The 24738-nt window shown below is 39.3% G+C and carries 30 protein-coding genes, 1 tRNA gene and 1 riboswitch; of the genes, 3 read left to right on the top strand and 28 right to left on the bottom strand.

The window, feature by feature from the left end; genetic code table 11:
• Nucleotides 1-32 precede the first annotated feature (32 nt).
• The 10 genes from rpmC to rpsJ all read right to left on the bottom strand — a co-directional run bounded on the left by rpmC (nt 33) and on the right by rpsJ (nt 4993).
• On the bottom strand, nt 33-239 hold the full coding sequence (gene rpmC, locus ACYQ35_RS08185; RefSeq protein WP_009461318.1) for a 50S ribosomal protein L29: 207 nt from the start codon (nt 237-239) through the stop codon (nt 33-35).
• Nucleotides 229-666 carry a 50S ribosomal protein L16 gene (gene rplP, locus ACYQ35_RS08180; protein WP_009461320.1) on the bottom strand — a complete coding sequence of 146 codons (438 nt, stop codon included), beginning with the start codon at nt 664-666 and terminating at the stop codon, nt 229-231. Before rplP ends, rpmC begins: the two co-directional genes overlap by 11 nt.
• Before the next feature lie 2 nt (nt 667-668).
• On the bottom strand, nt 669-1325 hold the full coding sequence (gene rpsC / locus ACYQ35_RS08175; RefSeq protein ID WP_459832113.1) for a 30S ribosomal protein S3: 657 nt from the start codon (nt 1323-1325) through the stop codon (nt 669-671).
• An 11-nt stretch (nt 1326-1336) separates the two neighbouring features.
• Nucleotides 1337-1723, bottom strand: coding sequence for a 50S ribosomal protein L22 (rplV, locus tag ACYQ35_RS08170; RefSeq protein ID WP_004611887.1), 387 nt, complete (start codon nt 1721-1723; stop codon nt 1337-1339).
• Nucleotides 1724-1753: 30 nt separating this feature from the next.
• Nucleotides 1754-2035, bottom strand: coding sequence for a 30S ribosomal protein S19 (gene rpsS / locus ACYQ35_RS08165; protein WP_009461327.1), 282 nt, complete (start codon nt 2033-2035; stop codon nt 1754-1756).
• 29 nt (nt 2036-2064) lie between these two features.
• A complete protein-coding gene (gene rplB, locus ACYQ35_RS08160; protein ID WP_009461329.1) occupies nt 2065-2907 on the bottom strand; it encodes a 50S ribosomal protein L2 in 843 nt (280 codons plus the stop codon).
• Nucleotides 2908-2972: 65 nt separating this feature from the next.
• Nucleotides 2973-3272 (bottom strand): 50S ribosomal protein L23, encoded by a 300-nt coding sequence (gene rplW, locus ACYQ35_RS08155; RefSeq protein WP_009461330.1) that lies wholly within the window; start codon nt 3270-3272, stop codon nt 2973-2975.
• Nucleotides 3272-3892: a 50S ribosomal protein L4 gene (gene rplD, locus ACYQ35_RS08150; protein ID WP_009461331.1), complete on the bottom strand. Its 621-nt coding sequence runs from the start codon at nt 3890-3892 to the stop codon at nt 3272-3274. The genes rplW and rplD overlap by 1 nt, the downstream gene beginning before the upstream one ends.
• Nucleotides 3893-3920: 28 nt before the next feature.
• Nucleotides 3921-4601 carry a 50S ribosomal protein L3 gene (rplC, locus tag ACYQ35_RS08145; RefSeq protein ID WP_009461332.1) on the bottom strand — a complete coding sequence of 227 codons (681 nt, stop codon included), beginning with the start codon at nt 4599-4601 and terminating at the stop codon, nt 3921-3923.
• A gap of 74 nt (nt 4602-4675) precedes the next feature.
• Complete coding sequence (gene rpsJ, locus ACYQ35_RS08140) at nt 4676-4993, bottom strand: 30S ribosomal protein S10 (protein WP_459832104.1); 318 nt, start codon at nt 4991-4993, stop codon at nt 4676-4678.
• 385 nt (nt 4994-5378) lie between these two features.
• Here rpsJ and ACYQ35_RS08135 point away from each other — a divergent pair, with 385 nt between their 5' ends.
• Nucleotides 5379-6476 carry a TSUP family transporter gene (locus ACYQ35_RS08135; protein ID WP_009461334.1) on the top strand — a complete coding sequence of 366 codons (1098 nt, stop codon included), beginning with the start codon at nt 5379-5381 and terminating at the stop codon, nt 6474-6476.
• Between the two features lie 17 nt (nt 6477-6493).
• Here the strand turns inward: ACYQ35_RS08135 and ACYQ35_RS08130 are convergent, their stop codons facing one another.
• The 8 genes from ACYQ35_RS08130 to ACYQ35_RS08095 form a co-directional block, all read right to left on the bottom strand.
• A complete protein-coding gene (locus tag ACYQ35_RS08130) occupies nt 6494-6961 on the bottom strand; it encodes a glycine/sarcosine/betaine reductase component B subunit (protein WP_459832100.1) in 468 nt (155 codons plus the stop codon).
• Nucleotides 6962-6972: 11 nt separating this feature from the next.
• The gene (gene prdD, locus ACYQ35_RS08125; RefSeq protein WP_459832097.1) at nt 6973-7737 is read right to left on the bottom strand and encodes a proline reductase cluster protein PrdD; all 765 of its coding nucleotides are present in this window, start codon (nt 7735-7737) and stop codon (nt 6973-6975) included.
• A gap of 159 nt (nt 7738-7896) precedes the next feature.
• Nucleotides 7897-8622, bottom strand: coding sequence for a D-proline reductase (dithiol) protein PrdB (gene prdB, locus ACYQ35_RS08120; RefSeq protein ID WP_084667655.1), 726 nt, complete (start codon nt 8620-8622; stop codon nt 7897-7899).
• On the bottom strand, nt 8622-8909 hold the full coding sequence (locus ACYQ35_RS08115) for a CBO2463/CBO2479 domain-containing protein (RefSeq protein ID WP_009461338.1): 288 nt from the start codon (nt 8907-8909) through the stop codon (nt 8622-8624). Before ACYQ35_RS08115 ends, prdB begins: the two co-directional genes overlap by 1 nt.
• A 15-nt stretch (nt 8910-8924) precedes the next feature.
• Nucleotides 8925-10754, bottom strand: a complete 1830-nt coding sequence (gene prdA / locus ACYQ35_RS08110) for a D-proline reductase (dithiol) proprotein PrdA (protein ID WP_009461339.1) — start codon at nt 10752-10754, stop codon at nt 8925-8927.
• A 68-nt stretch (nt 10755-10822) separates the two neighbouring features.
• Nucleotides 10823-11212, bottom strand: coding sequence for a hypothetical protein (locus tag ACYQ35_RS08105; RefSeq protein ID WP_009461340.1), 390 nt, complete (start codon nt 11210-11212; stop codon nt 10823-10825).
• 19 nt (nt 11213-11231) lie between these two features.
• The gene (gene prdC / locus ACYQ35_RS08100; RefSeq protein WP_459832088.1) at nt 11232-12548 is read right to left on the bottom strand and encodes a proline reductase-associated electron transfer protein PrdC; all 1317 of its coding nucleotides are present in this window, start codon (nt 12546-12548) and stop codon (nt 11232-11234) included.
• 123 nt (nt 12549-12671) lie between these two features.
• A tRNA-Sec gene (locus ACYQ35_RS08095) sits at nt 12672-12769 on the bottom strand.
• A 331-nt stretch (nt 12770-13100) separates the two neighbouring features.
• On the opposite strand from ACYQ35_RS08095, the gene ACYQ35_RS08090 reads away from it, so the two are divergent.
• The gene (locus ACYQ35_RS08090; RefSeq protein WP_459832085.1) at nt 13101-14132 is read left to right on the top strand and encodes a proline racemase family protein; all 1032 of its coding nucleotides are present in this window, start codon (nt 13101-13103) and stop codon (nt 14130-14132) included.
• 15 nt (nt 14133-14147) lie between these two features.
• Nucleotides 14148-14735: a TetR/AcrR family transcriptional regulator gene (locus ACYQ35_RS08085; RefSeq protein WP_009461343.1), complete on the top strand. Its 588-nt coding sequence runs from the start codon at nt 14148-14150 to the stop codon at nt 14733-14735.
• A gap of 44 nt (nt 14736-14779) precedes the next feature.
• Here ACYQ35_RS08085 and ACYQ35_RS08080 read toward each other — a convergent pair whose 3' ends face one another.
• From ACYQ35_RS08080 to ACYQ35_RS08035, 10 genes are all read right to left on the bottom strand, one after another.
• Nucleotides 14780-15073 carry a hypothetical protein gene (locus tag ACYQ35_RS08080; RefSeq protein ID WP_009461344.1) on the bottom strand — a complete coding sequence of 98 codons (294 nt, stop codon included), beginning with the start codon at nt 15071-15073 and terminating at the stop codon, nt 14780-14782.
• 15 nt (nt 15074-15088) lie between these two features.
• Nucleotides 15089-16240 (bottom strand): glycine/sarcosine/betaine reductase complex component C subunit alpha, encoded by a 1152-nt coding sequence (gene grdD, locus ACYQ35_RS08075; protein WP_459832076.1) that lies wholly within the window; start codon nt 16238-16240, stop codon nt 15089-15091.
• A gap of 13 nt (nt 16241-16253) precedes the next feature.
• The gene (gene grdC, locus ACYQ35_RS08070; RefSeq protein ID WP_009461346.1) at nt 16254-17786 is read right to left on the bottom strand and encodes a glycine/sarcosine/betaine reductase complex component C subunit beta; all 1533 of its coding nucleotides are present in this window, start codon (nt 17784-17786) and stop codon (nt 16254-16256) included.
• Nucleotides 17787-17970: 184 nt separating this feature from the next.
• Nucleotides 17971-18444, bottom strand: coding sequence for a glycine/sarcosine/betaine reductase complex selenoprotein A (gene grdA, locus ACYQ35_RS08065; RefSeq protein ID WP_084667656.1), 474 nt, complete (start codon nt 18442-18444; stop codon nt 17971-17973).
• Nucleotides 18445-18571: 127 nt separating this feature from the next.
• Nucleotides 18572-18889 carry a thioredoxin TrxA gene (gene trxA, locus ACYQ35_RS08060; protein ID WP_009461348.1) on the bottom strand — a complete coding sequence of 106 codons (318 nt, stop codon included), beginning with the start codon at nt 18887-18889 and terminating at the stop codon, nt 18572-18574.
• A 19-nt stretch (nt 18890-18908) separates the two neighbouring features.
• Nucleotides 18909-19856: a thioredoxin-disulfide reductase gene (gene trxB / locus ACYQ35_RS08055; RefSeq protein ID WP_009461349.1), complete on the bottom strand. Its 948-nt coding sequence runs from the start codon at nt 19854-19856 to the stop codon at nt 18909-18911.
• Nucleotides 19857-19880: 24 nt separating this feature from the next.
• The gene (gene grdB, locus ACYQ35_RS08050; RefSeq protein WP_084667657.1) at nt 19881-21185 is read right to left on the bottom strand and encodes a glycine reductase complex selenoprotein B; all 1305 of its coding nucleotides are present in this window, start codon (nt 21183-21185) and stop codon (nt 19881-19883) included.
• Nucleotides 21186-21204: 19 nt separating this feature from the next.
• A complete protein-coding gene (locus ACYQ35_RS08045; protein WP_459832055.1) occupies nt 21205-22488 on the bottom strand; it encodes a glycine/sarcosine/betaine reductase component B subunit in 1284 nt (427 codons plus the stop codon).
• Between the two features lie 68 nt (nt 22489-22556).
• Entirely contained in the window at nt 22557-22940 is a 384-nt protein-coding gene (locus ACYQ35_RS08040) for a GrdX family protein (protein WP_009461353.1), read from the bottom strand.
• Between the two features lie 118 nt (nt 22941-23058).
• Nucleotides 23059-23158, bottom strand: a riboswitch (glycine riboswitch).
• Between the two features lie 26 nt (nt 23159-23184).
• Nucleotides 23185-24579, bottom strand: a complete 1395-nt coding sequence (locus tag ACYQ35_RS08035) for an alanine/glycine:cation symporter family protein (RefSeq protein ID WP_009461354.1) — start codon at nt 24577-24579, stop codon at nt 23185-23187.
• Nucleotides 24580-24738 lie beyond the last annotated feature (159 nt).

Below are 24738 nucleotides of genomic sequence, written 5' to 3'. Positions count from 1 at the left end.
TCCTTTCACAATTTTTACACAAGGCTCAGTTCTTACTCTGCTTTAGAAGCTTCTGTAATTACTGTCTGAATTCTAGCAATGTTTTTTCTAACTTCTTTAATTCTGCTTGTGTTATCTAATTGATTTGTTGCGTTTTGGAATCTTAAGTTAAAAAGTTCCTTTTTAGCAGCTACTAATTCTTCGTTTAATTCTGCAACTGATTTTGCTTTTAAATCTTTTACAAATGTATTAATTTTCACTGTTATCACCGCCTTCTAAATCTTCGCGAGAAACGATCTTACATTTACAAGGTAATTTGTGCATTGCAAGACGTAAAGCTTCACGTGCTGTTTCTTCAGGTACTCCAGCAAGTTCAAACATAACGCGTCCTGGTTTTACAACTGCTACCCAGTATTCAAGAGTTCCTTTTCCTGAACCCATACGTGTTTCAGCTGGTTTTGTAGTTACTGGTTTATCTGGGAATATTTTAATCCATACTTTACCACCACGTTTGATATAACGAGTCATCGCAATACGGGCAGCTTCGATCTGATTTGAACGAATCCAGCATGGCTCTGTTGCTACGATACCATATTCACCATTTGTGATTTTATTTCCGCGTAAAGCTTTTCCTTTCATAGAACCACGGAATTGTTTACGACGTTTTACTCTTTTTGGCATTAACATAACTATTTATCGCTCCCTTCCTTAGTCTCTTTTGTTGGAAGAACTTCACCTTTATAAATCCATACTTTAACACCAACTTTTCCGTAAGTTGTGTCTGCTTCTGCGAATCCATAATCGATGTCTGCTCTAAGTGTCTGAAGTGGAATAGTTCCTTCACTGTAGAATTCTGTACGAGCCATATCCGCTCCGCCAAGACGTCCTGATACAGAAGTTTTAATTCCAAGCGCTCCTGATTTCATTGTTCTTGACATGCAAGATTTCATTGCACGTCTGAAAGAAATACGGTTTTCTAACTGTAAAGCAATGTTTTCAGCAACTAACTGAGCGTCTTTATCCGGTCTTTTGATTTCTTTAATATCTACAACTAATTTCTTATCTGTAAATTTCTGAAGTTCTGCTTTTACTTTTTCAATTTCAGCTCCGCCTTTACCGATTACTACACCAGGTTTTGCTGTATAGATAATGATTTTAACACGGTCAGAAGCTCTTTCGATTTCGATTTTAGAAACTCCTGCACTGTATAATTTCTTTTTAAGAAATGTTCTAATTTTATGGTCTTCTACTAAATAATCTGCAAATTTATCTTCTGCATACCATTTAGAGTCCCATTCTTTGATAACACCGACTCTTAAGCCATGAGGATTAACTTTCTGTCCCATTATTGCCCTCCTTATCTTTCATTAAGCACTAAAGTGATGTGGCTCATTCTCTTTTCGATTCTGTAAGCTCTACCCTGTGCTCTCGGTTTAATTCTCTTCATTGTTGGTCCTTTATTTGCGTAGCATTCTTCAATATAAAGGTTTTCAACATTCATTCCGTTGTTATTTTCAGCGTTTGCGATTGCTGATTCTAATAATTTCTTTATTAAGCTTGAAGCATATCTTGGATTGTAAGTTAAAATACCAAGTGCTGTTTGTACATCCTTACCTCTGATGGCATCTAATACGAAACATGCTTTCTGAACAGAAACTCTAGCGTAAGATAATTTCGCTGACGGTCTAGTGTCCTTGTTTGCATTTCTCTCTCTTTTGATTTGGGATCTATGTCCTTTTGCCATGGATGAACCCTCCTTTCAAATTACAATTAATTAACGAACTCTTGATTTCTTTTCGTCTTTTCCGTGTCCTCTATATGTTCTAGTTGCAACAAACTCTCCAAGTTTGTGTCCAACCATATCTTCTGTTACATATACAGGCACGTGTTTTCTTCCGTCATGAACAGCGATTGTATGTCCGATGAACTGTGGGAAGATTGTAGAACGACGTGACCAAGTTTTTATAACTGATTTATCACCTGCAGCGTTCATAGCTTCCACTTTTTTCATTAAGCTTTCGTCTGCAAATGGTCCTTTTTTAAGTGAGCGAGCCATAGGTTCTAACCTCCTTGTAAACTAACTATTTATTTGATACCTTTACCATCTCTTCTTCTAACGATTAATTTGTTAGACTGTTTGTTTTTCTTTCTAGTCTTAAGACCAAGTGCTGGTTTGCCCCAAGGTGTGCTTGGACCCGGACGACCGATACCAGTCTTACCTTCACCACCACCGTGTGGATGGTCATTAGGGTTCATAACAGAACCACGAACTGTTGGTCTGAATCCCATGTGACGTTTACGTCCTGCTTTACCAATGTTAATCAGGTTGTGGTCACCATTTCCGATAACACCGATTGATGCTCTACAAACGATTGGAACCATTCTCATTTCGCCTGATGGTAATCTAAGTGTTGCATATTTTCCTTCTTTAGCCATTAACTGAGCACTGTTTCCAGCTGAACGAACTAACTGTCCGCCTCTTCCCGGATATAACTCAATGTTATGGATCTGTGTACCTACAGGAATTTCAGAAAGTGGTAAGCAGTTACCAACTCTTACTTCTGCTTCCGGTCCATTCATAACTTTCATTCCGTCTGTTAATCCTTCCGGTGCAAGAATATATGCTTTTTCACCGTCTGCATAGCAGATTAACGCGATATTTGCTGTTCTGTTTGGATCGTATTCAATTCCGATTACAGTTGCCGGAATTCCGTCTTTTCTTCTCTTGAAGTCGATAATTCTATATTTTCTTTTTGCTCCGCCTCCGCGGTGTCTTACAGTAATTTTACCCTGGTTATTACGACCGGCTGTTTTGTTCAAAGATACTACTAAAGATTTTTCAGGTGTAGTCTTTGTGATTTCTGAGAAATCAGAACCAGTCATCTGTCTTCTTGAAGGTGTATATGGGCGGTATGTTTTAATTCCCATTACTTTATCTCCTTTCGTTACTCTAATTATAGTTTCACGGATTTGCACCGTATATTGTTCAATGCCTACAGACCTTCGAAAATCTCGATATCTGCTGAGTCAGCTGTTAACTGAACGATTGCTTTTTTTGTTTTAGCAGTTTTACCAAATGTCATTCCACGTCTTTTTGTTTTACCGTCAAGGTTCATTGTGTTGACACTTTTAACTTTTGTTCCTTCGAACATTTTCTCTACTGCTTCTTTAATCTGATTTTTTGTAGCCTCTGTGTGAACTAAGAAAGTGTATTTCTTATCTCCCATAAGTTCCATACTTTTTTCTGTAACTACTGGTTTAAGGATTACATCATAATACTGAATGTTTGCCATTATGCGTACACCTCCTCGATTTTTTCAACAACTGCTTTAGTTGTAACAACTGTGTTGTATTTTAAGATATCATATACATTGATTGTATTTGTTCTTGCAGTTTTAACAGCAGCGATATTTCTTGCAGATAATTCTGCATTTCTGTTGTCATCTTCTAATACAACTAATGCTTTAGATACATTCAAGTTATTTAATACGTTCTGGAAATTCTTTGTTTTAATTTCCCCAAAGTTAATTTCATCAAGAACGATGAATTTATTTTCTAATACTCTTGATGTAAGAGCTGATTTAAGAGCTGCTCTCTTTTCTTTTTTATTTAATTTGAAAGAGTAGTCTCTTGGTGTTGGAGCAAATACCACTCCACCGCCTGTCCACTGTGGACTTCTTGTAGAACCCTGTCTTGCATGACCTGTTCCTTTTTGTCTCCATGGTTTTCTACCACCGCCGGAAACTTCTGAACGAGTTTTTGCTTTCTGTGTTCCCTGACGTTTATTTGCAAGTTGGTTTACAACTGCCATGTGTAATAAGTGTTCGTTTACTTCAACACCAAATACAGCATCGTTTAAGTCGATTGTTCCAACTTCATTACCTTCGATATTATAAACAGATACGTTTGCCATCTGTGTGTTCCTCCTTTCCTATTAAAGACTAGATTGCTTTTACGCTTTCTTTAATTGTTACTAAAGATTTCTTAGGTCCCGGAACTGAGCCTTTTACTAAGATTAAGTTGTTTTCAGCATCTACTCTTACGATTTCAAGATTCTGAATTGTAATTTTCTTGCTTCCCATGTGTCCTGGCATCTTTTTACCTTTGAATACTTTACTTGGGTCAGATGCAGCACCATTAGAACCTGCATGACGATGGAATTTAGAACCGTGAGTCATAGGACCTCTGTGTTGGTTATGTCTCTTGATTGCACCCTGGAATCCTTTACCTTTTGAGATTGCTGTAGCATCTACTTTATCTCCTGCCGCAAAGATGTCCGCTTTGATTTCCTGTGCTAATGTGTACTCGTCAGCATTTTCGAATTTGAATTCTCTTACAAATCTTTTACCTGAAACACCAGCTTTGTCAAAATGTCCTTTTTCTGCTTTTGTTACACCGTGTCTGTGCACGATTTCTTTTTTACCGTTCTTGTCTACGTTAACAATTTTGTCTTTTTTGTCAACGAAACCAACCTGAACAGCACTGTAACCGTCATTTTCAACTGTTTTGATCTGTGTTACTACACATGGTCCAGCCTGAAGTACAGTTACCGGAGTCAACGCTCCGTCTTCGTTGAAGATTTGAGTCATTCCGACTTTAGTCGCTAAAATAGCTTTCTTCATTATAATTACCTCCTGTGATTTACAGCGGAACACCGAAGTGTTCATCCTAAATTTTAGGATTGATACTGTCTAAATTATTTGTTTTTCATTTTGATATCAATATAAACACCTGCTGGCATTTCTAATCTTGATAATGCATCAACAGTTTTCTGTGTTGGTGTGATGATATCAATAAGTCTCTTATGAGTTCTCTGTTCGAACTGTTCTCTGGAATCTTTGTATCTGTGAACCGCTCTTAAGATTGTTACAACTTCCTTCTTAGTTGGAAGTGGTACCGGTCCACTCACCTGTGCTCCATTTTTCTTTACAGTTTCGATAATTTTTTTCGCAGATGAATCAACTAACTGATGATCATATGCTTTAAGTGTAATTCTCATTACTTGACTTGCCATAAAAAAAGTCGCCTCCTTTTCGTACTTTTAACTTCAGTACGACAAGCGGTGACTGTACACTCTCCCGTGTGTGTCCTAATCTCTTCACACGTTGTTACCACGTTTCAGTGGCCGTTATTGATTCGTACAGTGACTTGTCGCCAGTTTCCTAACTTGACATTCGCTCCGCGGAACACCTACTATTATAAGTAGCAACCTCACGTTTCATCGCTATCATGTCACAGCTTTTTAAGTATACTAAACCATTCTGCTTTTTTCAAGTCTTTTTTGAAAAATATTGTACTTTTTTCAATACAATTTATTTTCTCCTTTTTTCAAAAAATGTATGAAATTCTCCCTTCCTGATTATAATAAATTATCATCTATTATAATAGGAGGAAACACGATGAATCTCGTACGTTTTATGCAGATAGCCATTTTCATTTACGCCCTCTTCTTCGCTTTTATTCTTATAACCGACTGCTTAAAGCATAAATCTGAATTTACCCGAAATAAGATTTTCCCTCTTGCCATTATCGGATTCTTCAGCGATTTGCTGGACACATGGGGTATAGGAAGTTTTGCGACCTGTCAGGCAGGCTTCAAATTCACCAACTCCTGCCCGGACGAAAAAATGCCCGGCACTTTAAACGTCGCCCACACTCTTCCTACAATAGCAGAATTTCTATTGTTTCTAAACCTTATTAAAATAGAAGGAATTACTCTCATCACTCTAATCGGAGGGGCAGTTATAGGCGCAATTTACGGCGCCTCCCTTGTTTCAAAATGGTCGCCAAAAATTATCCGTCTGGCGCTGGGATCCGCATTAGTCGTACTTGCCGTTATTCTTTCTTTAAAATTGGCTCATATAGGTCCATTTGAAAAACCTCTCGCTCCTCAGGATATCGTTTTAGAATTAAAAGCCAACGGATTTACCGTCAACAACGGAGAGGAATGGATATACCTGATAGAAAACAACCAAAATCTCAGTGATACCGAAAAAGAAATTTACACAAACCCTTCCATTACAGCATCGGAGTTGTCCTCCCTCATTCCAAAACTGAAATTGGAAGGAATTTACACTCTCAACGCACGCAATCTTACTTCCACCATTACCGGCCATTTGACTTACGGATTGAAAGGTTACAAACTTATCATCGGCATTATCATCAACACTCTTTTAGGTGCATTAATGACCATCGGGGTAGGGCTTTACGCCCCATGTATGGCCATGGTGAGCGGTTTGGGATTAAACGTATCCGCTGCTTTCCCCATTATGATGGGTTCCTGTGCATTCCTCATGCCATCTGCCGGCATTCAATTTATCCAATCCGGCGCATATGACCGAAAAGCCGCCGCAGTTATTACCGTTTTTGGACTTATGGGCGTTTTCCTAGCCTACAAAGTTGCCGCCGCTCTGCCAATGAATATTCTGACCGCCATTGTTATATGTGTTATGCTGTATACTGCATTTACCTTTTTCAAAGATGCGAAAAGACTGTGAGTTTATTTCACGGTCTTTTATTCTTTCCTTCGCATTTTGAGTTTCAACATCGCCACCACTTTTTTTGCATCTAGCGCTGTCGCATTATTTTCTCCTACTACACACGTTTCCGTTCCGCTTTCGCTTTTATTTATATCTATGATTCCGTCCAAATATTCATTTACGACTACAAACTGCCCAACCGTTCCGCTAAAATTCAATCCGGTAACTTCAATTCCTCTTGTGGAGAGTTCTTCCACTGTGTTCGTAAAATCTACATCACTGTTTCCCCAGCCATCGGAAGAAATAATCACACCGTCTGCACGCATTCCTTCTGCCCAAACCGCAGTTCTTCTTCCCACAAGCATCTTCTCTTCATTGCCGTCCGGCGTTCCTACAAGTAAAACTCCCATCAAATCCAAATCCTCGTCAGCCGATACCACGTCCAACAAAGGATCTCTAAAATGATGTAGAGAAGTTTCTTTTGTCGATGGTCCTATTCCCATGTCTCTCCCTCCTACTGCATGGAACGGATAATTCCGTCCCGATATTCGTTTGGCGTCACAAGTACAGGCATATTCCCCATGTCAATGATCGAACGTCCACCTTCCACTCCGGAAGGCTCTTTGCCAAATAAATGAGTGTCATACATCGCTCCCTGTCCTGCCACCTGCTTCACTATCAGAACCCGTTTTTTCCCGGGGCGTACTATATCATGATATTCATGCCTTTCTGTACATTCTTCGCCTTTGAATTTTTTCATCTGCTCGCGAAACTTCTGTATAAATTCATCACATTTTCTATGGGCCTCAGTCACTCCGTGTCTCTCCTGCCCCATTCCCGCTTTAAATGTTACGTCAAACGAAATAATGTAATCTCCCGGCGAAGGCGTTCCCGCTCTTCCCAAATATAATTTTTCTGACAAATTCCCTTCCGACGAACCAAATTCCGCGGTCTGTATGCCATTGACATCTACTCCTGTCAAAATAACATACACTCCTGTCAGCGTGTGGGTAATGCCTTCCCCAATTCTTCCCAGTACTTTTGTGGAAATCGGAATAATATCCATTATACTGTTCGTCCAACGATTATGTTCTCCCGGTTTGATCACGGAAATTTCTATCTTATCAATTGCTGATTTTTCATCATCTGTTCGCTCAATCCCTGCATGTACTTTCATTTTTCCGTCAGGATAAACTTCATTTTCTGAACCCGCTTCTATATTTTCTATATGAAACGCCTTTATCACCAATCTTCTTAAATCTCTCACTTCCTGAGACAATGTCTTCACCTCACTTATTTCTAATTGATTTATTATAACATAAATTGTGAAAAAAGTGTGAAAGGGGACGTAGTTTTCTTGAACTTTACTACGTCCCCTTTCACACTTTTTTCACAAAAATATCACCCACAGTAAAATACCGCAGGTGATACTTTATAATTAAACTTTAGCTACGTATTCAAATGGAAGCGGAACAATTTTTCCAGGTGTCTGGATTTCTACTAATTGTTCTAATGTTGCTTTTACGATAGCAGTCTGCATTTCTTTATTATTTGGTTCTCCAGCGTTAGCACCCATTGGAACTAATGGAGCAACCGCACGTGGTGTACCGGATTGACGTACAACCGGTGGAAGAGCTGCAATAATAATTGTTGGAATTCCAGCTTCTTCAATCGCTCTCTGCACCAATACTGCAGAGCGGTGGCAAGTACCTCAACCAGCAGTAAGAAGTACAGCATCTACGCCTTCTTCTTTAAACATCTGAGCAATAGCAGGACCAGTTTCATGTTTGAATTTTTCCTGGTTTCCACCACCACCCATGAAACCTGCATGAACAGGTGCACAAGCCTTGATGAATCCTTCTTTTGCTAACTCATGAATTCTGTCAATTGGGAACATACAGTTGATGTCTTTATTAACATCACCGTTGTCATATCCACCATGTGATACCATCAAATCTTCTGATTTCATTGTATCTGTGATTTTTCTCCATGTAAAGTCTCCGGCAAGGTTAAATCTCTTGTCATCTTTGTGATGAACACCAGCAGCAGTTGCAAGTGCCACTGTCATATCTTTGATTTCCTTTGTCACAGGAGTCCATACTGATGGAGGAGTAATCGGAACGAAAATTTCTGATTGTATTCCTTTAACTGTTGTTAAACTCATTATTCTGCCTCCTTATTGTTTTCATTTTTCAGACGCGCTTCTTCTTGTCTGCGTTTATATACATCTAGGTTACTTACATATTTGTCATTGGCTTCCGGACCGAGTTGTTCGATAAAACTCATATTCCACGCAACTTCCTGTCCTACTGCGAGCGGATAGTCTGTAATCAGCATTCTCATTGGAATTTTCAAATATCCAAGTCTTCCTTTTAAATCTACGGCCACACAGCCGTCATGCACTTCTACGATTACGCCTTCCATTCTAATCAATTTATCGCCATATTTCATATTGATCACCTAAAATTAGTTGTATTTTTCTCTTCTCTTATCGCTCATTGGTAATGATTGTTCGTTTTTCACAAGTTCAACCGGTTTACCTGTTACGTTAGAGATTAATTCAACGTTAGTTGCTTTTACGTTTGGATTCCATTTCTTTTCCGGTTTCTTAACTTCTTCACCAGCCATTGCTGTTTTAAGCATTGCAAGAGCACGGATTGCATCTTCATGGCAAAGTGTGTTACAAGCAAGAACTTCGTTTTCAATACCTGCTTCAGATTTATTGTTATCAACCATGTTTGTCATGTATTTGTTACCAACTACTAAAGCACCCTGAACAGCACAGAAAGATAAACCTACAACAGGAACTCCTCTCATACCGATTTGTTCGTGATGACTTGCAAAGTCGATGTGGTTGTTACCGAAACCTTCTGTTGTAATAAATGCTCCATCAACATCAAGAGCTTCTACCATCATACCAACACGTTTTGATACATAGAATTTCTCTGCATTAATCTGTGGGCTTCCTACAAAGATAACTCCACACAAGTCAATTTCTTCATCATGAAGTGCTTCAAGTACCAATGGCTCTCTCCAGTAATGTCTTGACATTTCTTTTGATGCAGGTCCGATACATGTAAGTGCGTGGATACAACCGTCTAATACTTCAAGTGGAGATACCATTACAGGTACGTTTCCTAAGTCTACGTTTGGTTTTGCACCAAGCACACCAACAGGCTCTACAGGAAGAATCAAGTTATCGTGCATAGCACCCTGTCCCATAATTTCTTTTACGATAACAACTTTTTTCTTTCCAGGTCTTCTGTACTGGTTGAATTCTTCTGTATCTACCACTAAAGACTCGTCCAATTTCTTTAATGCTGTTCTGATTTCCTGAGTAATTACATCAGTTGCAGTATGAGCAGCCAAAGGACCCGGTCTTTCCATGTTTGTTCCTTCTTTGATAACTACTTCTGTCTTGATGAAGATTTCACCTTCTTCAGGTGCACCAGGACGTCCCCACATGATGTTTTCATCTAAATATCCTTCAGATGAACCAAATTCACCAATCTGAACTCCGTTTGCATCTGTACCTGTTACCATCATAACAACACCGTCAAGAACTCTTGTTGCTCCTGAACCGATTTCATCATCGCCATCTTTTGTAGCGATTGGCTGAACGTCCATAATTGTTTCTGAATATGTGTGGTATTCTGCAGGTGTAATAATATCAATTTTTAAACTGTTTACTAATTCCTGAGATGCTACAGCTTCTTCCTCAATACCTTCTCTGATGTAAAGAGTTGTTCCTTCGATTTTTGTTTCAGGTCCTCTCTTTACTTCTGTAATCTTAAAGTGTTTTCTTGTTAAACTTCTGATTAATTTTGGTTCCTGTTCTTTAACCGGAACAGCAACTTCTGCTCCTGCAGGAATTTCTACTGCTTTCGCTGTACCTGCTCCTACATTCATAGGTAATTCAATCTGAATGTCTTTACCTTCACCAATATGGATTTTTAATACTCCACCGTTTGATTTTGCCGCAACCGGTGCAACAGGCGCTGCTGCCGGCGCTTCTTCAGGTGCTGCTGTTTCTTCTTCAGCAACTGTCTGAACTGCATCAATTACATCACGTGTAATCGGTGTAAGTGAATCGCAAGTTTTTGTTAATTTTGCACCTAAGATTTCTTCAATTGTTAATACCCCATCTAAATTTAATAAACCTGAGTCTACCAAATCATCAAAAATCGCTGGGTCCTCTAAGTTCTCTGGTCCAATTATAATGCCTTCTTCTGCTCTGCAACATAATACTGCAGGGTCTTTTGCATGCTCTTTCGCTGTTTCAGCTGTAATTGACATATCTTCTCCTCCTTGTTTAATCAAGTTTCATCATTTATATATTCTAATCACTTTCGTGATTGTAATACCTACATTGGAAGTTCAAGATAAATATCTTTTCCTTCTTTGATGGAAATAATAATTGTATTTCCGTCCTGTGCAGCCACTTCTGTCTGTACTTGTACTTCCTGTACATTTTCTTCTGCCGGTGCTTCTTTTGCAGCAAGTTTTACCGCACCGCCTACTGCCTCTTCCGTAACAGGTGTAAGCGCATCGCAATCTTTTGCTGTCTTCACTCCGATAACCTGTCCAATTGTAAGTGCTGTATCTAATGTAAACAAATTAGAACTTACCATATCATCTAAAAACATTGGGTGTTCTAAATGCTCTGCTGAAATTTCTGTTCCTGCAGGAACTTTCACCGCAAAAACTGCCGGCTTATCTGCGTATTCTTTTACCATTTCATTTGTGATTAACATATTCCGTTCCTCCCTCTCTCTAAATGTCCTGCTCTACCTGTTTAGAAACAGTCAAATATCTGTATAACGGGTGACCGATTGTTCTCATCACATGGTCTGTCTGATGGAATACTTTCAAATTCATCTTTGGTGCAGAACCCATAACCGTGTTTGAACAGTCTGAACAGTTACCAATGATGATATATTCGCATTTGTCTTGCTTAAACTGCATACTGTTTTTAACCTGTCCCGGACAGTTACCCGGTCTCTCACATTTCAAAGCACCGCTCTTCATTTCCTGTGCCTGTTTACATCTCGCTACGGAAACAACTTTTGCATTCATTTTCTCTGCAATGTCACGCATACGTGTTTCATCTCCGCCACATGCACAGACTAAAACACCCATTGTCGCACCGTGTAAATCAGGGAATTCCATTGTCACGATAATTCCACCTGTTGTCTTTGTAATTGGTGCATCTAATGTTGTTGCCTTACCTGTAAACGGTCCACCCATAATGATTTCACCGTATTCACCGTCAATTCCTCCGGCTCTCTCGATTAATTCAGCCACGCTTGTTCCAACCGGAACATCTTTAAATACATGTGGCTCATTTCCACCGTTTAATTTACCGATTACAGTCAGGTTCTTGCTGAAACAAGGTTTTCTTTCTTCAATCGCCTCTGTAATTCTTGCTAAAGTTTCTACATTAATTACAATTGATTTCGCCACTGAAGGAAGTTCTTCCGGTTTCAATTCAATTCCAAGACATTCTCTAACTACCGCTCTTTCTTCTCCCATCGGATAAATATCCGGAAGTAAGTGAATAGAAATTGCTTCTTCGTCTTTCAGCGCCTCTTTCAATGTCTGTACTGCTTTCTCGTTTTTCTTCTTAATGGCAAAGATTGCTTTTGCAGCATTAGAAATTTCCATAGTGTATTTTACGCCACGGATAACTTTGTCACATTCCTCTTCAATCTGCTGAATATTGTGACGAAGTCCCGGCTCACATTCTGCTGCATTGATGAGAATGTATCCGCCCTGTAAATCCGTTCCGATTTTCACTCCTGTAGGGAAACCTGCTCCTCCCATACCTACAATACCGGCTGCTTTAACCATATCAAGTTTGCTACCTTCTTCGATTTTCTCAAACTCTTCGCTCTGCACTTCGTCCGGTCTGATGACAATTCTGTCTTCCAAAACTTCTGTTACTTCACCGTAAACACTTGAGAAAATATTTGCTCCAAGTCCTGTCGGCTCTGCAATCAGTGTTCCTTTCTTTACCTTATCGCCACTTTTCACAGTAGCCTGGCAAGGTGCACCTACGTGTTGTCTTAATAGAATCTGTACATCTTTCATGACACCATTCTCCTTTTACCTTTATAAAAATTTTACAGAACATAACGTCCTGTAATTTATTGCTTCTCTCTATAATGTTCTATTCATTTTTTAAATTTTTTTGTATTATTTTTAACATTCTTTTGGCGAGGGCATGTGGGAATCGAACCCACCCAGGACGCTCTTAACGCCCAACACTAGTTTTGAAGACTAGGAGGCACACCAGTTACCCATCTACCCTCTCATGGATTTTACGCTTTTAGACTAACATAACTCGTTATATATTTCAAGTTATTTTTTCTTTTTTTTGCATTTTTATTCTAATCAAATAAACATTGACTTTTCAAGGGTTTTCACGCATAATAACTATATAGAATTGAACTCAATACTAGAATACGGACTAGAACACGGTCTATTCGTTATTTTTTTATCGTTTTCAGCCGTATTTTTAGGGATTTTCCAAAAGTTTTTCTTTGGAAATATACCTGATTCTTTTTTCGGAATGTGTCCTATATCATTCCATTTATAGATTTTTTCTATAATTAATTCACATTATTTTAAGGAGGAACGGATATGTCATTAAATCCAACACTTAACAAAGAACGATTCGAAGCAGCATTTACTGTAGTGGATTCTCACACAGTAGGTGAATTTACACGAATCGTATTATCAGGTTTCCCTGAATTAGAGGGAAATACAATGATGGAACGCAAAAATTTTCTTGTAAATCACTGCGATGATTACAGAACAGCATTAATGCTTGAGCCAAGAGGACATCACGATATGTTCGGAGCAATTTTAACTGAACCAATCAGCGAGGAAGCAGATCTTGGCGTTATTTTCATGGATACCGGCGGATACTTGAATATGTGCGGACACGGAACTATCGGTTCTGCAACAGTTGCTGTTGAAACAGGTCTTGTTCCCGTAACCGAACCATACACAGAAGTAGTATTGGAAGCTCCGGCAGGAATTATCCGTACAAAGGTAAAAGTTGAAAACGGAAAAGCAGTTGAAGTTACTTTGACAAATGTACCTGCTTTCTTATATAAGGACAACCTTACAGTAGATGTTGACGGTGTTACAATTCCATACTGTATTTCTTTCGGTGGAAGTTTCTTCGCATTGGTGGACGCTTCTAAATTAGGATACAATATCGGACCTGCTGCCGTACCTGCCCTTCAGACATTGGGAATGAAAATGCTTGAAAAGATTAATAAAGAAGTATCTGTTCAGCACCCAACGCTTGACATTAACACAGTAGACCTTGTTGAATTCTACGGTCCTACACCAAACCCGGAAAAAGCAGATATGAGAAATGTTGTTATCTTCGGTGAGGCGCAGGCTGACCGTTCTCCTTGCGGAACAGGAACAAGCGCAAAACTTGCAACACTTTACGCTTGGGACGAAATTAAAATCGGAGAAGAATTCCGCTACGAATCTTTCACAGGCTCTGTATTTAGAGGTGTAATCAAAGAAGAAGCATCTGTAGGTGATTTCAAAGCAGTTATCCCACAGATTACAGGAAGCGCTTATATTACAGGTATGGGAACATATGTCATTGATCCGACAGACCCATTAAAATATGGTTTCTCAATCGGCTAAGGAGGTTTTAGGCTAGTGCCACGTAAACGCCAATCCCCAAAAAGCAGGATCGTCAAAGCCGCATGGAATCTCTTTTACAAAAACGGTTACGAAGAGACGACGGTAAACGACATTATCACTGCTTCCAAAACATCAAAAGGAACATTCTATCACTATTTCAAAGGGAAAGACGCTCTTTTGAGTTCTCTTTCCTACCTTCTTGATGACAAATACGAGGAATTGACAGGAATAATTAATCCGGATTTATCAGCATATGATAAATTACTCTTTTTAAATCATGAATTATTTTATATGATTGAAACGAGTATAGATGTGAATTTACTTGCTTATTTATATTCTTCCCAACTAGTTACAAAAGATAAGAAATCTTTGCTGGATAAAAAGCGCTACTATTTCACATGGATTACGGAAATTATTGAGGACGCTCTGAAAAACGGTGAATTTCACCCGGCAAACAGCGCATCGGATTTAGTCAAACTATATACGATGTACGAGCGTTCCTTACTCTATGATTGGGCTTTATGCAAAGGAAAATATGCCCTTACGGAATACAGTGACAGACTGTTACCCCATGTTTTGGACAGATTTAAAGAAGAAATATAAAAAACAGGAGAAGACTTTTTTTCGTCTTCTCCTGTTTTTATATTTTAACTTAATTTAACTTCTTTTGCCTCTTCCGGCTTAAAATCATTTCTCAAATCATAAATATTATGACCTGTAGATTCTCCAAGAACTCTTCCTTCTAAAGAATAACAGCGGATAAATCTTTTTCCGTCAATGCTTGACCAGTGTTCCACGTCCCATGTGAGATAACCGTCTTCATCTGTTTTCTTCCCGTTCAGGTACAAATCCACCTGACGTCCGCCCGGAGCCATGAGTTTGATTAACTCCTCTTCAGTAGCCTCTAACTCAACTTTATTTACTGTATCATAAACTTTCATTTTTTACGCTCCCGTCTAGTTAATATATCCTGCTTTTTTTAATTTTTCTTCTGCCTTAACTAAATTTGCTTCAGACACAAGAACAATCGGTCCTGTACAGCCCATTCCGCTTTCCGCATAGATATTGATTTTCCAAAGTGTCTTAACGGCATCTTCCAAATCCATAACTTCTATTCCCGGAATCTGTGCTGTTACAACTTCTTTTGGAGGTTCTTTTACTTCTTCAGCCTCTGCAGGTTTTGAAGCGTTTTTATGTGCATTTAAAATATCTTTTAAGCCCGCTTTGTTTGCCGCTTCAAATTCCTGTTTGGCAACTTCAAATACTTTTCCGCGAACAAGCTGTCCTGCATAACGGATTGCGTTTGCAATAACAGGTGCTCCCGATGCACGGGATACAATCATAACAAGTTGTTCATATCCTTCTCCGATTCCAGGTCCATAGCCGAATCCTGTCGCCTCAAAACTTCCTCCTGTAGTGAAAGAAGACAACATTTTTACGAGAATGTTTCCTGTAAGGGAGTCTGTTACCATAATATCAGGAGATGCCTGTAATACGTCATTTCCTCTCATTACACAACCGCCATCTGCTCTTCCTGATTCTGCAAAAGTAATATCGTATCCGTTTTCCTGAAGTTGCTTTAATGCTTTTTCAGTCTGACGCGCACCGTCCACATTTAAAATACCGACTGTAGCATTTTTCTTACCGCAGGCTTTTGCTGTAATGATTCCGTAAATGGCATTTTTAATCATGCCTTCAATACGATCCGTACTTGATGTTCCCGTTGTGTTTGCGATAAACATTTCTTTTGCAGTCGCAGGCGTCACGCAGCGTCCCACTGTGGAAACACCTATAGGGAATGGGAAGTGCATTGTTACCGCACCGTCAACTTCCCCGTTTTTAAGCATTTCTTCCATTTTTTTGTGGCCTTCTTCATCATCAGCCACTTTAATTGTTGTAACACCTTCTGCTTCCAATGTACCTATATAGTAAACATCAATTCCATCTTTTTCCGCCTCTACAGCTGCCGCCATAGAATTTTCTTCTCCATGTTCACTTCCCATACCTGTAAGGGCAATTTTAGGACGTTTTCCAAAACTTCCTGTTTCCAGTCCCTGTGCAATGTCCATAAAGGTGGAAGCAATCATTTTTTCTACACTATTTGCCATTTTTTCCACCTCTCTATTCTGCCATAAGAGTTTCCGCAAAATCTTTCATTGCTTTTGCAATCAATCCTTTTACTTCTTCTTCTGAAACACCTGCATTGTCTTCTGCGCCTGTGTTTGCCTGAATCACAAATGAAACTCCATCGAAAAGGTTTGTCATACGTCCGAGGAATAAACTTCCCTTACCGACAATCATAGCATTTTTAATTTTACCCGCTTTAATATCTTCCACAGCAAATCCAATATACGGAACACCTGATGGAATATGTCCCTGTGTCGGAGCCCAGCCTGTTAAGCCGTGTTTAGCAGCGAATGCAGGTAACTCTTTTCTGTCAAGTTCACCTTTTTTAACCGCTAAAGCAGCAATCATTTTATAGTTTGCTAAAGGAACATCTCCTGCACCTGCCGGTTTTGTGATATCCGGATTCTGCATTTCAGGAGAATATTTATCAATGTCTGTAATTTTTAAACCTACTTTTTCAAGCGGAGTGGCAACAAGGCTTCCGATTACGTTCTGTGGAGCAGAACCTGTACCAACTGTGTGACGTCCAAGAATGTCAAGGTTGATTTCCGGGCTTTCCCCATCATTTTCACAAATAATTACACAGAAACCTGCAAGGCAGTCCTCTAAAATCGGAAGACCTTTTTTCACGTGGTCTTTACCATTCATACCAAGTTTTGCCGTACAACCGCCTGCTGTAACGGCAACACATTTATATGCGCCTGATTTTACGAGCGCTGCTGCTTCAATTAATGCGTGAGAAGGTCCTGCACAGAAACCACGAGAGTCAGAACCTGTTGCATTTACAAGACCTGCAACTTCTGCAGCTGCTTTTGCAAAGTTTCCGCCACCGCGCTGGTTCATATCTCCGCATGCTTCCTCAGCACAATCAATTACATATTCAATTTCAGATTTGTCGATTCCTGTATTTCTTACTGCATATAATAAAGCAAGCACACTTGTTGCTTTACTCATCATGTTTTCATGCATAACGTGAGCAGATAAGTTCACATCAATGTCATGCGCTCTCTTTATACAGCCAACTAATTTACCGTCAATGTAAAGTCCTTCTGCATGTTCATCATTTACAAGATGCTCTACTTCGCTGAGTTCAACACCTTCTTCAATTTTTTCAACAATATCTTCTGTAATAATTGGGTTTGCAGCAAACGCTTCTTTTGTTGCAGCAACAAATTCTTTGTCTAATTTTACAACTTCAAACATATCACATGTCTGAACTAAGAGAAGAAATTCGTTTTCCGGCATAATTTCACCGTATTTACCAAATCTCTCCGCTCCTTCTTTCACTTTATCATAATAAGGGAACTCAACTTCTGCAAGTTCGTCCGGGTGTGCATTTCCAATATATACCTGGTTTGGCCAGTAGTTTACACATTCCTCGTAAGAACGAAGATGACTGTTCAATTCTTTTAAATATTCAGATTCCGGGTTTACAACTCTTTCTGTTGTCTGTGTTGTTCCATTATATACTACCATCTGTGGAGTATGTGCCAATACATAACTGGCTCCTTTAATTACACTATTCATTTGAAGGTTCCACCTTTCTTTTAGATGTTTAAATATTATTTTTTACATATACTAAAAATAAAGATTGTATGGGAAAGTTCACAGAACCTTCCTGATACAATAAAAGGCGATGAAGTAAGCATTTACTTCACCGCCCAAAGAAAACCCAAAATCAAATCAGATTTTCGTTATAAATACTTATCTTCTATAAATATTTACAAAATTGTTCACGAATAGATGACATCTCGCTTACGATATCATCAACATCAAGTACCATTTCCATCATACCAACCTGTTCATCGTAAACTGCTTCATCGAATTCTTCTTTCAATTCTGGTTCACATACATGATATACCGTGAGTCCTAACTCGACCCCAGTCAATGGTCCTGCGAATGTTGGGTCACCTGCAGTAACTGTTTCAGCAGCTAATCCTGCTGCCTCTCCTTCTGCTGCTCCAACGATAACAACTAAATTCTCTGCACCGAATTCGTCTGCAAAGTCTTTAACTCTTTTCTGATTCTCAAGATCCATTGCACCTGCGCTAGTTCAGACAAAGCATTCAGTTGAAGAAAAAACTACTTCTCCGCCGGCTGTCTTAACACATTCAGCGATAGCAGGTCCTGGTACACCATCACGGTCGCCGATGATGATTACTTTTTTACCATCTAAAATTGCCATGGCTTCTTCTCCTTCCTTTCCATTTATTTTTAGTATTATTTATAGTTGAAATGCTTTCACATTTCCGTAAAAGCCTTTCGGCTTTATACGCATATTAAGTATACATACTTTTCATCAAAAATACAAATTAAATATATTTCTGAATCATTGCTTCGATGTTTTCCTGTGTAGCATCATCTTTTACTACTTCATCGATTTTTTCTCCGTCTTTGTAAATAGCCATAACAGGAAGTCCTAAAACTTTCTGTCCGATAGCAAGACGACGTGCTTTTGTTGTATTAAGAGATGTGAATTTTAATTTATCTCCATATTTGTCAGCCATTTCATGAACGAATGGCATTAAAGCCTGACATGGCACACAGCCGTCTCCGTAGAAATCTACGAAAACATATCCTTCTGCCTCTAACACCTCAGGCTGAAATGTTGTTTTATCTAAATCTAACATCGGTTTGTCCTCCTTAAAACTATTCCATTTCGTTAATATATTTTTCACACTGTGTAGTAGCAATTGCTCCGTCAGCTGCTGCCGTAACTACCTGACGAAGACTCTTCACACGAACATCACCTGCTGCGAATACACCCGGAATATTTGTACGCATGTTGTCATCTGTAGGAATATATCCTCTTTCGTCCAATTCAAGTCCTTTGCCTTCAAAGATTTTTGTGCTTGGCAATGTTCCGATAAATCCGAATACACCAAACATACCGTCTTCTTCGTCCGCTTCAATCTTTGTCAGTTCTCCTGTCTTAACATTTTTTACTGTCATTTCAGAAAGAATACCGTCTCCGCTGACTTCCTCTACAACCGTATCCCACATAAAGTGAAGTTTAGGATTTTTGAATGCTTTTTCCTGAATGGATTTTGCTGCACGAAGTTCATCACGTCTGTGAATAATGGTAACTTTTCTTGCAAATTTTGTGAGATACATTGCTTCCTCAACAGCAGAATCTCCACCGCCCACAACGTATACTTCAAAATCTTCAAAGAAGTTTGCATCACATGTAGCGCAGTAAGAAACTCCTTTACCCATGAATTCCTTTTCGCCTTTGCAGCCAATCGGTCTTGCGAATGCACCTGTTGCAATGATAAGTGTTTTACCGCAGTATTCACCTTTTGCACTGATTAATTTCTTTACATCGCCTTCAAGAACTACGTCATTGATAACATCAGTAACACGTTCTACACCGAACTTTTCACACTGTTCTGTCATTCTTGCGATTAGAGAAGGACCTGATTCTCCTTCTACAATCTGTCCCGGATAGTTTTCAATCTCATCTGTGATTGCAATCTGTCCTCCGTCTTTCCCTTTTTCTACAATCAACGTAGACATACGGGCTCTCCCTGCATACAGACCTGCCGCTAATCCGGCAGGCCCTGCACCAAGGATAATTACGTCATAAATCTTGCTCATAACGTTCTCTCCTTCTAGTTGTTATTATTCAAAGATTGTCTGGTCTTCAACTTCTACTGTCAATGCATGAAGCGCTTTTTCAACTAAGTTTCTACGCAATTTCTTTTCTTCGTCTGCTTCTAATGCAGGATTTCCGAGTGGGTGAGGAATTGCTACTGCAGGAACAATTCTGTTCGCTCCAACTGTCATTGAAATAGGAGTTACCGTACATACGTGAACTACCGGAAGTCCGGCACCTTCTACGCCTTTTACCATCGTTGCACCGCAACGTGTACAAGTACCTCAAGTAGAAGTCAAGATAACTGCGTCAACTCCGTCATCAATAAGTTTCTGCGCAAATTCTTCTGAAAATGCTTTTGCAGAAGCAACTGCTGTTCCGTTACCAACTGTTGTATAGAATTTATTGTGTAATTTTCCAATCACGCCTTCTTTTTCCATATCGCGAAGAACGTCTACAGGTAATACACGGTCAGCATCTTCGTTAGCGTATACAGGGTCGTATCCACCGTGTGCTGTTTCATATGTGTCCTCTGTCAAGTCCATAACACCTGTAATGTCGTATTCACCGTAGTGAGAAGCGTTAGAACTTTCGATGTGGTCAGGATTTCCTTTTGGAACAATACCACCTGATGTTACTAAAGCGATTGTTGCTTTAGATAAATCTTTTACTGCAGGCATTGGTGGAACTCTGTCAAATGCAGGCATTGGATATTCTGTTGTGAATGGTTTGTCTGCCAATTTCTTTAACAGCATATCTACCGCACGTCTTGAACCACGTTTTTCTTCAAAGAAGTTTACACGAACACCGTTTGGCATATAGTGATCCTGGCAAGATGCACCGATTGCTTCGCCTTTTGCTAATTTTAATGCTAAAGGAGCCATATCTGCAACTGCCGCTCTCATACCTGCTGCACTGTTTTTTGTAGGTACTGTGTATACTTTATTCTTAAACATATCAGCACCTGGGTTTTCTACGTACATACCTGTTACTGCAGGAATTCCTAATTCTTCCTGAACTGCGTCAGCGATTGTACCACAGGCAACTCCATAACGTCCGGCATTAAATGCAGGTCCTGCAACGAATACGTCTGGATTTTCTTCTTTTACCCATGCTAAAATTGTTTTCTTTGCTTCTTCAAGGTTCTCATTAAACCATGAGTCACCACATACGATTGTCGCTGTGATTTCTGCTTCGTCTTTAAAACTTGCTTTAAATGCAAGGCCCGGTCCCATTACCTCTCCTTTGTGAAGTTCTGCAGGGATATGAGCCATTTCCTCTCCACCGATATTGGCAAAGAACTGGTTAATATAATGTACTACTTTAATCATTGTCTATTTTCCTCCTTCCCTATCTTGCACTTAAGTAACCGAAACCTGTTTCGTTTGTTGCTCCGGTAATTGCCTGAATTTCAACTTCAATTGTTCCGTCTTCACGTAAACTGTGTTCATTACCACCGGCAATTGTATTTACATAATCTAATGTTCCGATAACTTTGTCAAGTTTTGGAAGAACAATTACCTGATTAGCGTTTCCGCCTGTTACTACTGCGTCTGCTGCTGCATCTGCATCTGCCAATGACTGAGATTTACCGTCGCGTCCTGCATATTCATCAGTAATGATAACTGTCTTAACGCCTTCTGCTTCGATTTTCTTACAGTTCATGATAAGGTCTGTATCCGGGTTACCGAATCCTTCCTGAGATACAACTACACCGTCAAGGTCTAATAAACGGCATAATTTTGCTGTCCAGTCAGATGAACGCTGTTTGTCAGCCAAATATACATTTTCGTTTGTTAAAATGTGTGCTACAAAGTTAAGTGTTTTTCCATGTTCTACAAATAAGTCATGTACAACCGGATTGTTTTCATGAACATATGTTGGGTTTTTGTCACATGCAGATACACAGTTACCTGATACGATTGCACCGTCCATAACTTCTGTTGGTGTCATCATTGTAGATAATGTTTTCTTTGCATCTACGCCGTATACATATGTGTCATGTAATAATCCCTGTGACTGTAACATCTGTACATATGCAACTCTTGGAAGTCCAGGTAATTTTTCAGCACCTTCCATAATTCCGTATGTTTCAAATACTTCTGTTGAATCAGGTGTTAATTCACGTGCCAATTCTCCAAGATATACTGCAACTCTGAATCCCGCAAATCTTACTGCCGGTTCATAGTCATGCTGTTTGATTCCATCAACAGGTTCGCAAACAACAACTAAGTTATTTAATTTTGAGAAAGGTGTGTAATCTGCCCCAGGACCTGTCATGTCAATGATACCTTCCTGGAAACCAACGATTTTACCTGCTGTTACAACAGCCATTCCTTTTAATGCGTATGTCTTTCCTTCACCAACTGTATCTACTTTGTTGATTACTCCCGGGAATACTCCGCCTCTTCCTTCAACTTTTACTCGTGGTTCAATAACATCTTTAACAGGTGTAATTCTTACGCTTTCACCTGGTCTTGCAATATCCAATTTACAACTTTTGATTTTTTCGTCCTCAAGAACGATTGCTTTTACAGCGTCTTCATTAACATAAAGTACTCCGTCTTCAATTTTTGATTCTGGACCAAATTGAATATCTTTAATGTTAATGTGCCCTAATTCTAATCTTCTCACTGTAAATTACCTCCTTTTATATGTGTTTATATTACTTTAAGCACTTTTGTGTGCCAGAGTACAATTAGTTACCATGCCGTTGCTGACGGCAATGCACTGCTGATCAGTGTATAATCAATATATTGGAAATCATCATAAACATGCAGTGCATATTTATCTGATTTGAATTCAAATTTACCACAGGACTGAATTGCCTGCTCTATAATTTTTACGGATTCCGAATTAAGCGCTGTTGCTTTTTCGGAAACCATAACCGATTTATACGGAGTTTCGTTCGGTTTGACACTCCCTGAAAGAGGGTGTGTCAAAAGTTCATGTCCCTTGTAAACATAGTTCCGAACTTTTTTTAATGTGTCTTCATAAGAAATATCTTCGTATTCCACTGTATATTCCTGACCTAATTTTTCTACTATAAGAGGATTGTTTGTTATGATAATAAATTCTGCTTTCATGTCTTCACCTGTCATTGTTTGATAAAAAAGGGACGGTTTAATGCAATACTACTTTGATTGCCTTTAAGCCGTCCCACCTGTTCCTGTATTGATTAATCAACACACAGTTCAGAGTATGGTCCGTCTTTTGCTCCTTTTGCCTGAAAGTTTCACCCAACACTGACGATTGTCAGGCTTGCATCTTCGGCGGTCATTTGACTCTCTCACAAAAAACATCTTCCCATATTTCTAAATCTTCATTATTCTATTTTTTCTTCATCTGATTTGGTCTGAAATTCTGGTAGTAGTCTTTATGTACTTTCTTAACCATTCCGCTCAATGCCCACAAACCGATAACGTTAGGTATTACCATTGCACTGTTGAAACAATCTGCCATGTTCCATACAAGGTCTACTCTCTGTGCTGAACCAACTACGATACATACACATACAAGTACGGCATAAATTTTTACGGCTTTGCTGCCAAATAAATATTTGATATTTGCTTCACCGAAGAAATACCAACCGATGATTGTTGAAAACGCGAAGAAGAACATACAAATTGCAATAAAGACTTCTCCGAATTTTCCAAATACGCTTGAGAAACCAACCTGTGTTAAAGCAGTTCCTGTGTAAGCAGCCTTTGTAAGCGGATCGATTTCTCCAACCATACCGCTTGTAAGGATAACAAGTGCTGTCAGTGTAAGAACAACAAATGTGTCAATAAATACACCCATCATTGCTACAAATCCCTGTTCTACAGGGTGATCTACCTTCGCAACTGCGTGAGCATGTGGTGTTGAACCCATACCGGCTTCATTAGAGAATAATCCTCGTCCAACGCCTCGAGCCATTGCCTTTTGTACTGTCCAACCAAGGACACCACCGCCAACTGCCTGTGGACTGAAAGCTCCTACAAAGATATCATGGAATGCTTTTGGAAGCATATCACCATTTGCAATAATAACAATTAAAGCACCGATGATATAGAACCCTGCCATAATCGGAACAATTTTCTCTGTCAAAGAAGCAATTCTTGAAATTCCTCCGACAAATACGAATAGAGAAATTGCTGCAATAACGATACCAACAACCCAAGGATTAATACCGAATGCTGTTCCGAACGCATCGCTGATAGAGTTTGACTGAACCGCGTTACCCATGAATCCTAATGCAAATACAATAAGTACTGCGAAGATTCCTGCAAGAACTTTTCCGAATGTTCCCTTAAATGCTGCTCTGATGTAGTATACAGGACCACCTGTTACGACACCATCGTCACCGACTTGTTTGTACTTCTGAGCCATGAGTGCTTCAGCATAGATGGTTGCCATACCTAAAAAGGCACTTACCCACATCCAGAAGATTGCTCCCGGTCCACCCATAGCAATGGCTGTTGCTGCACCTGCAAGATTACCGGTACCAACCTGTGCCGCAATCGCTGTCGCTAATGCCTGGAAAGATGACATTCCGTCTTTGCCGGCTTTTCCGCTCTTCTTAAACAAACCGCCAAACGTTCTCTTCCACCCTTCACCAAATCCTCTGATCTGAATGAAACCAAGATTGAAGGTGAACCATAAACCTGTGCCTACGAGCGCAATGATAAGAATCTTATCTGCAAGCACGCCCTGAACCGCCAATACAATTTTGTTTAAATCCAAACAAATCCCTCCTCTTATAAATGTCTTCCATAGACATTATTTATGTTATATATAATACTTTATTTTGGAGGAAACTTCAATAACCTTGAATAAATTCACTTTTTTTTGTTAATTTTTTCATTATCTTTCAAAGCAAAAACCATTTTATCGGATTTATCG

Source organism: Faecalimonas hominis, from assembly GCF_054660755.1.
Note: the sequence above shows the minus strand (reverse complement) of the source record. Positions and strands in the feature narration are given on the sequence as shown.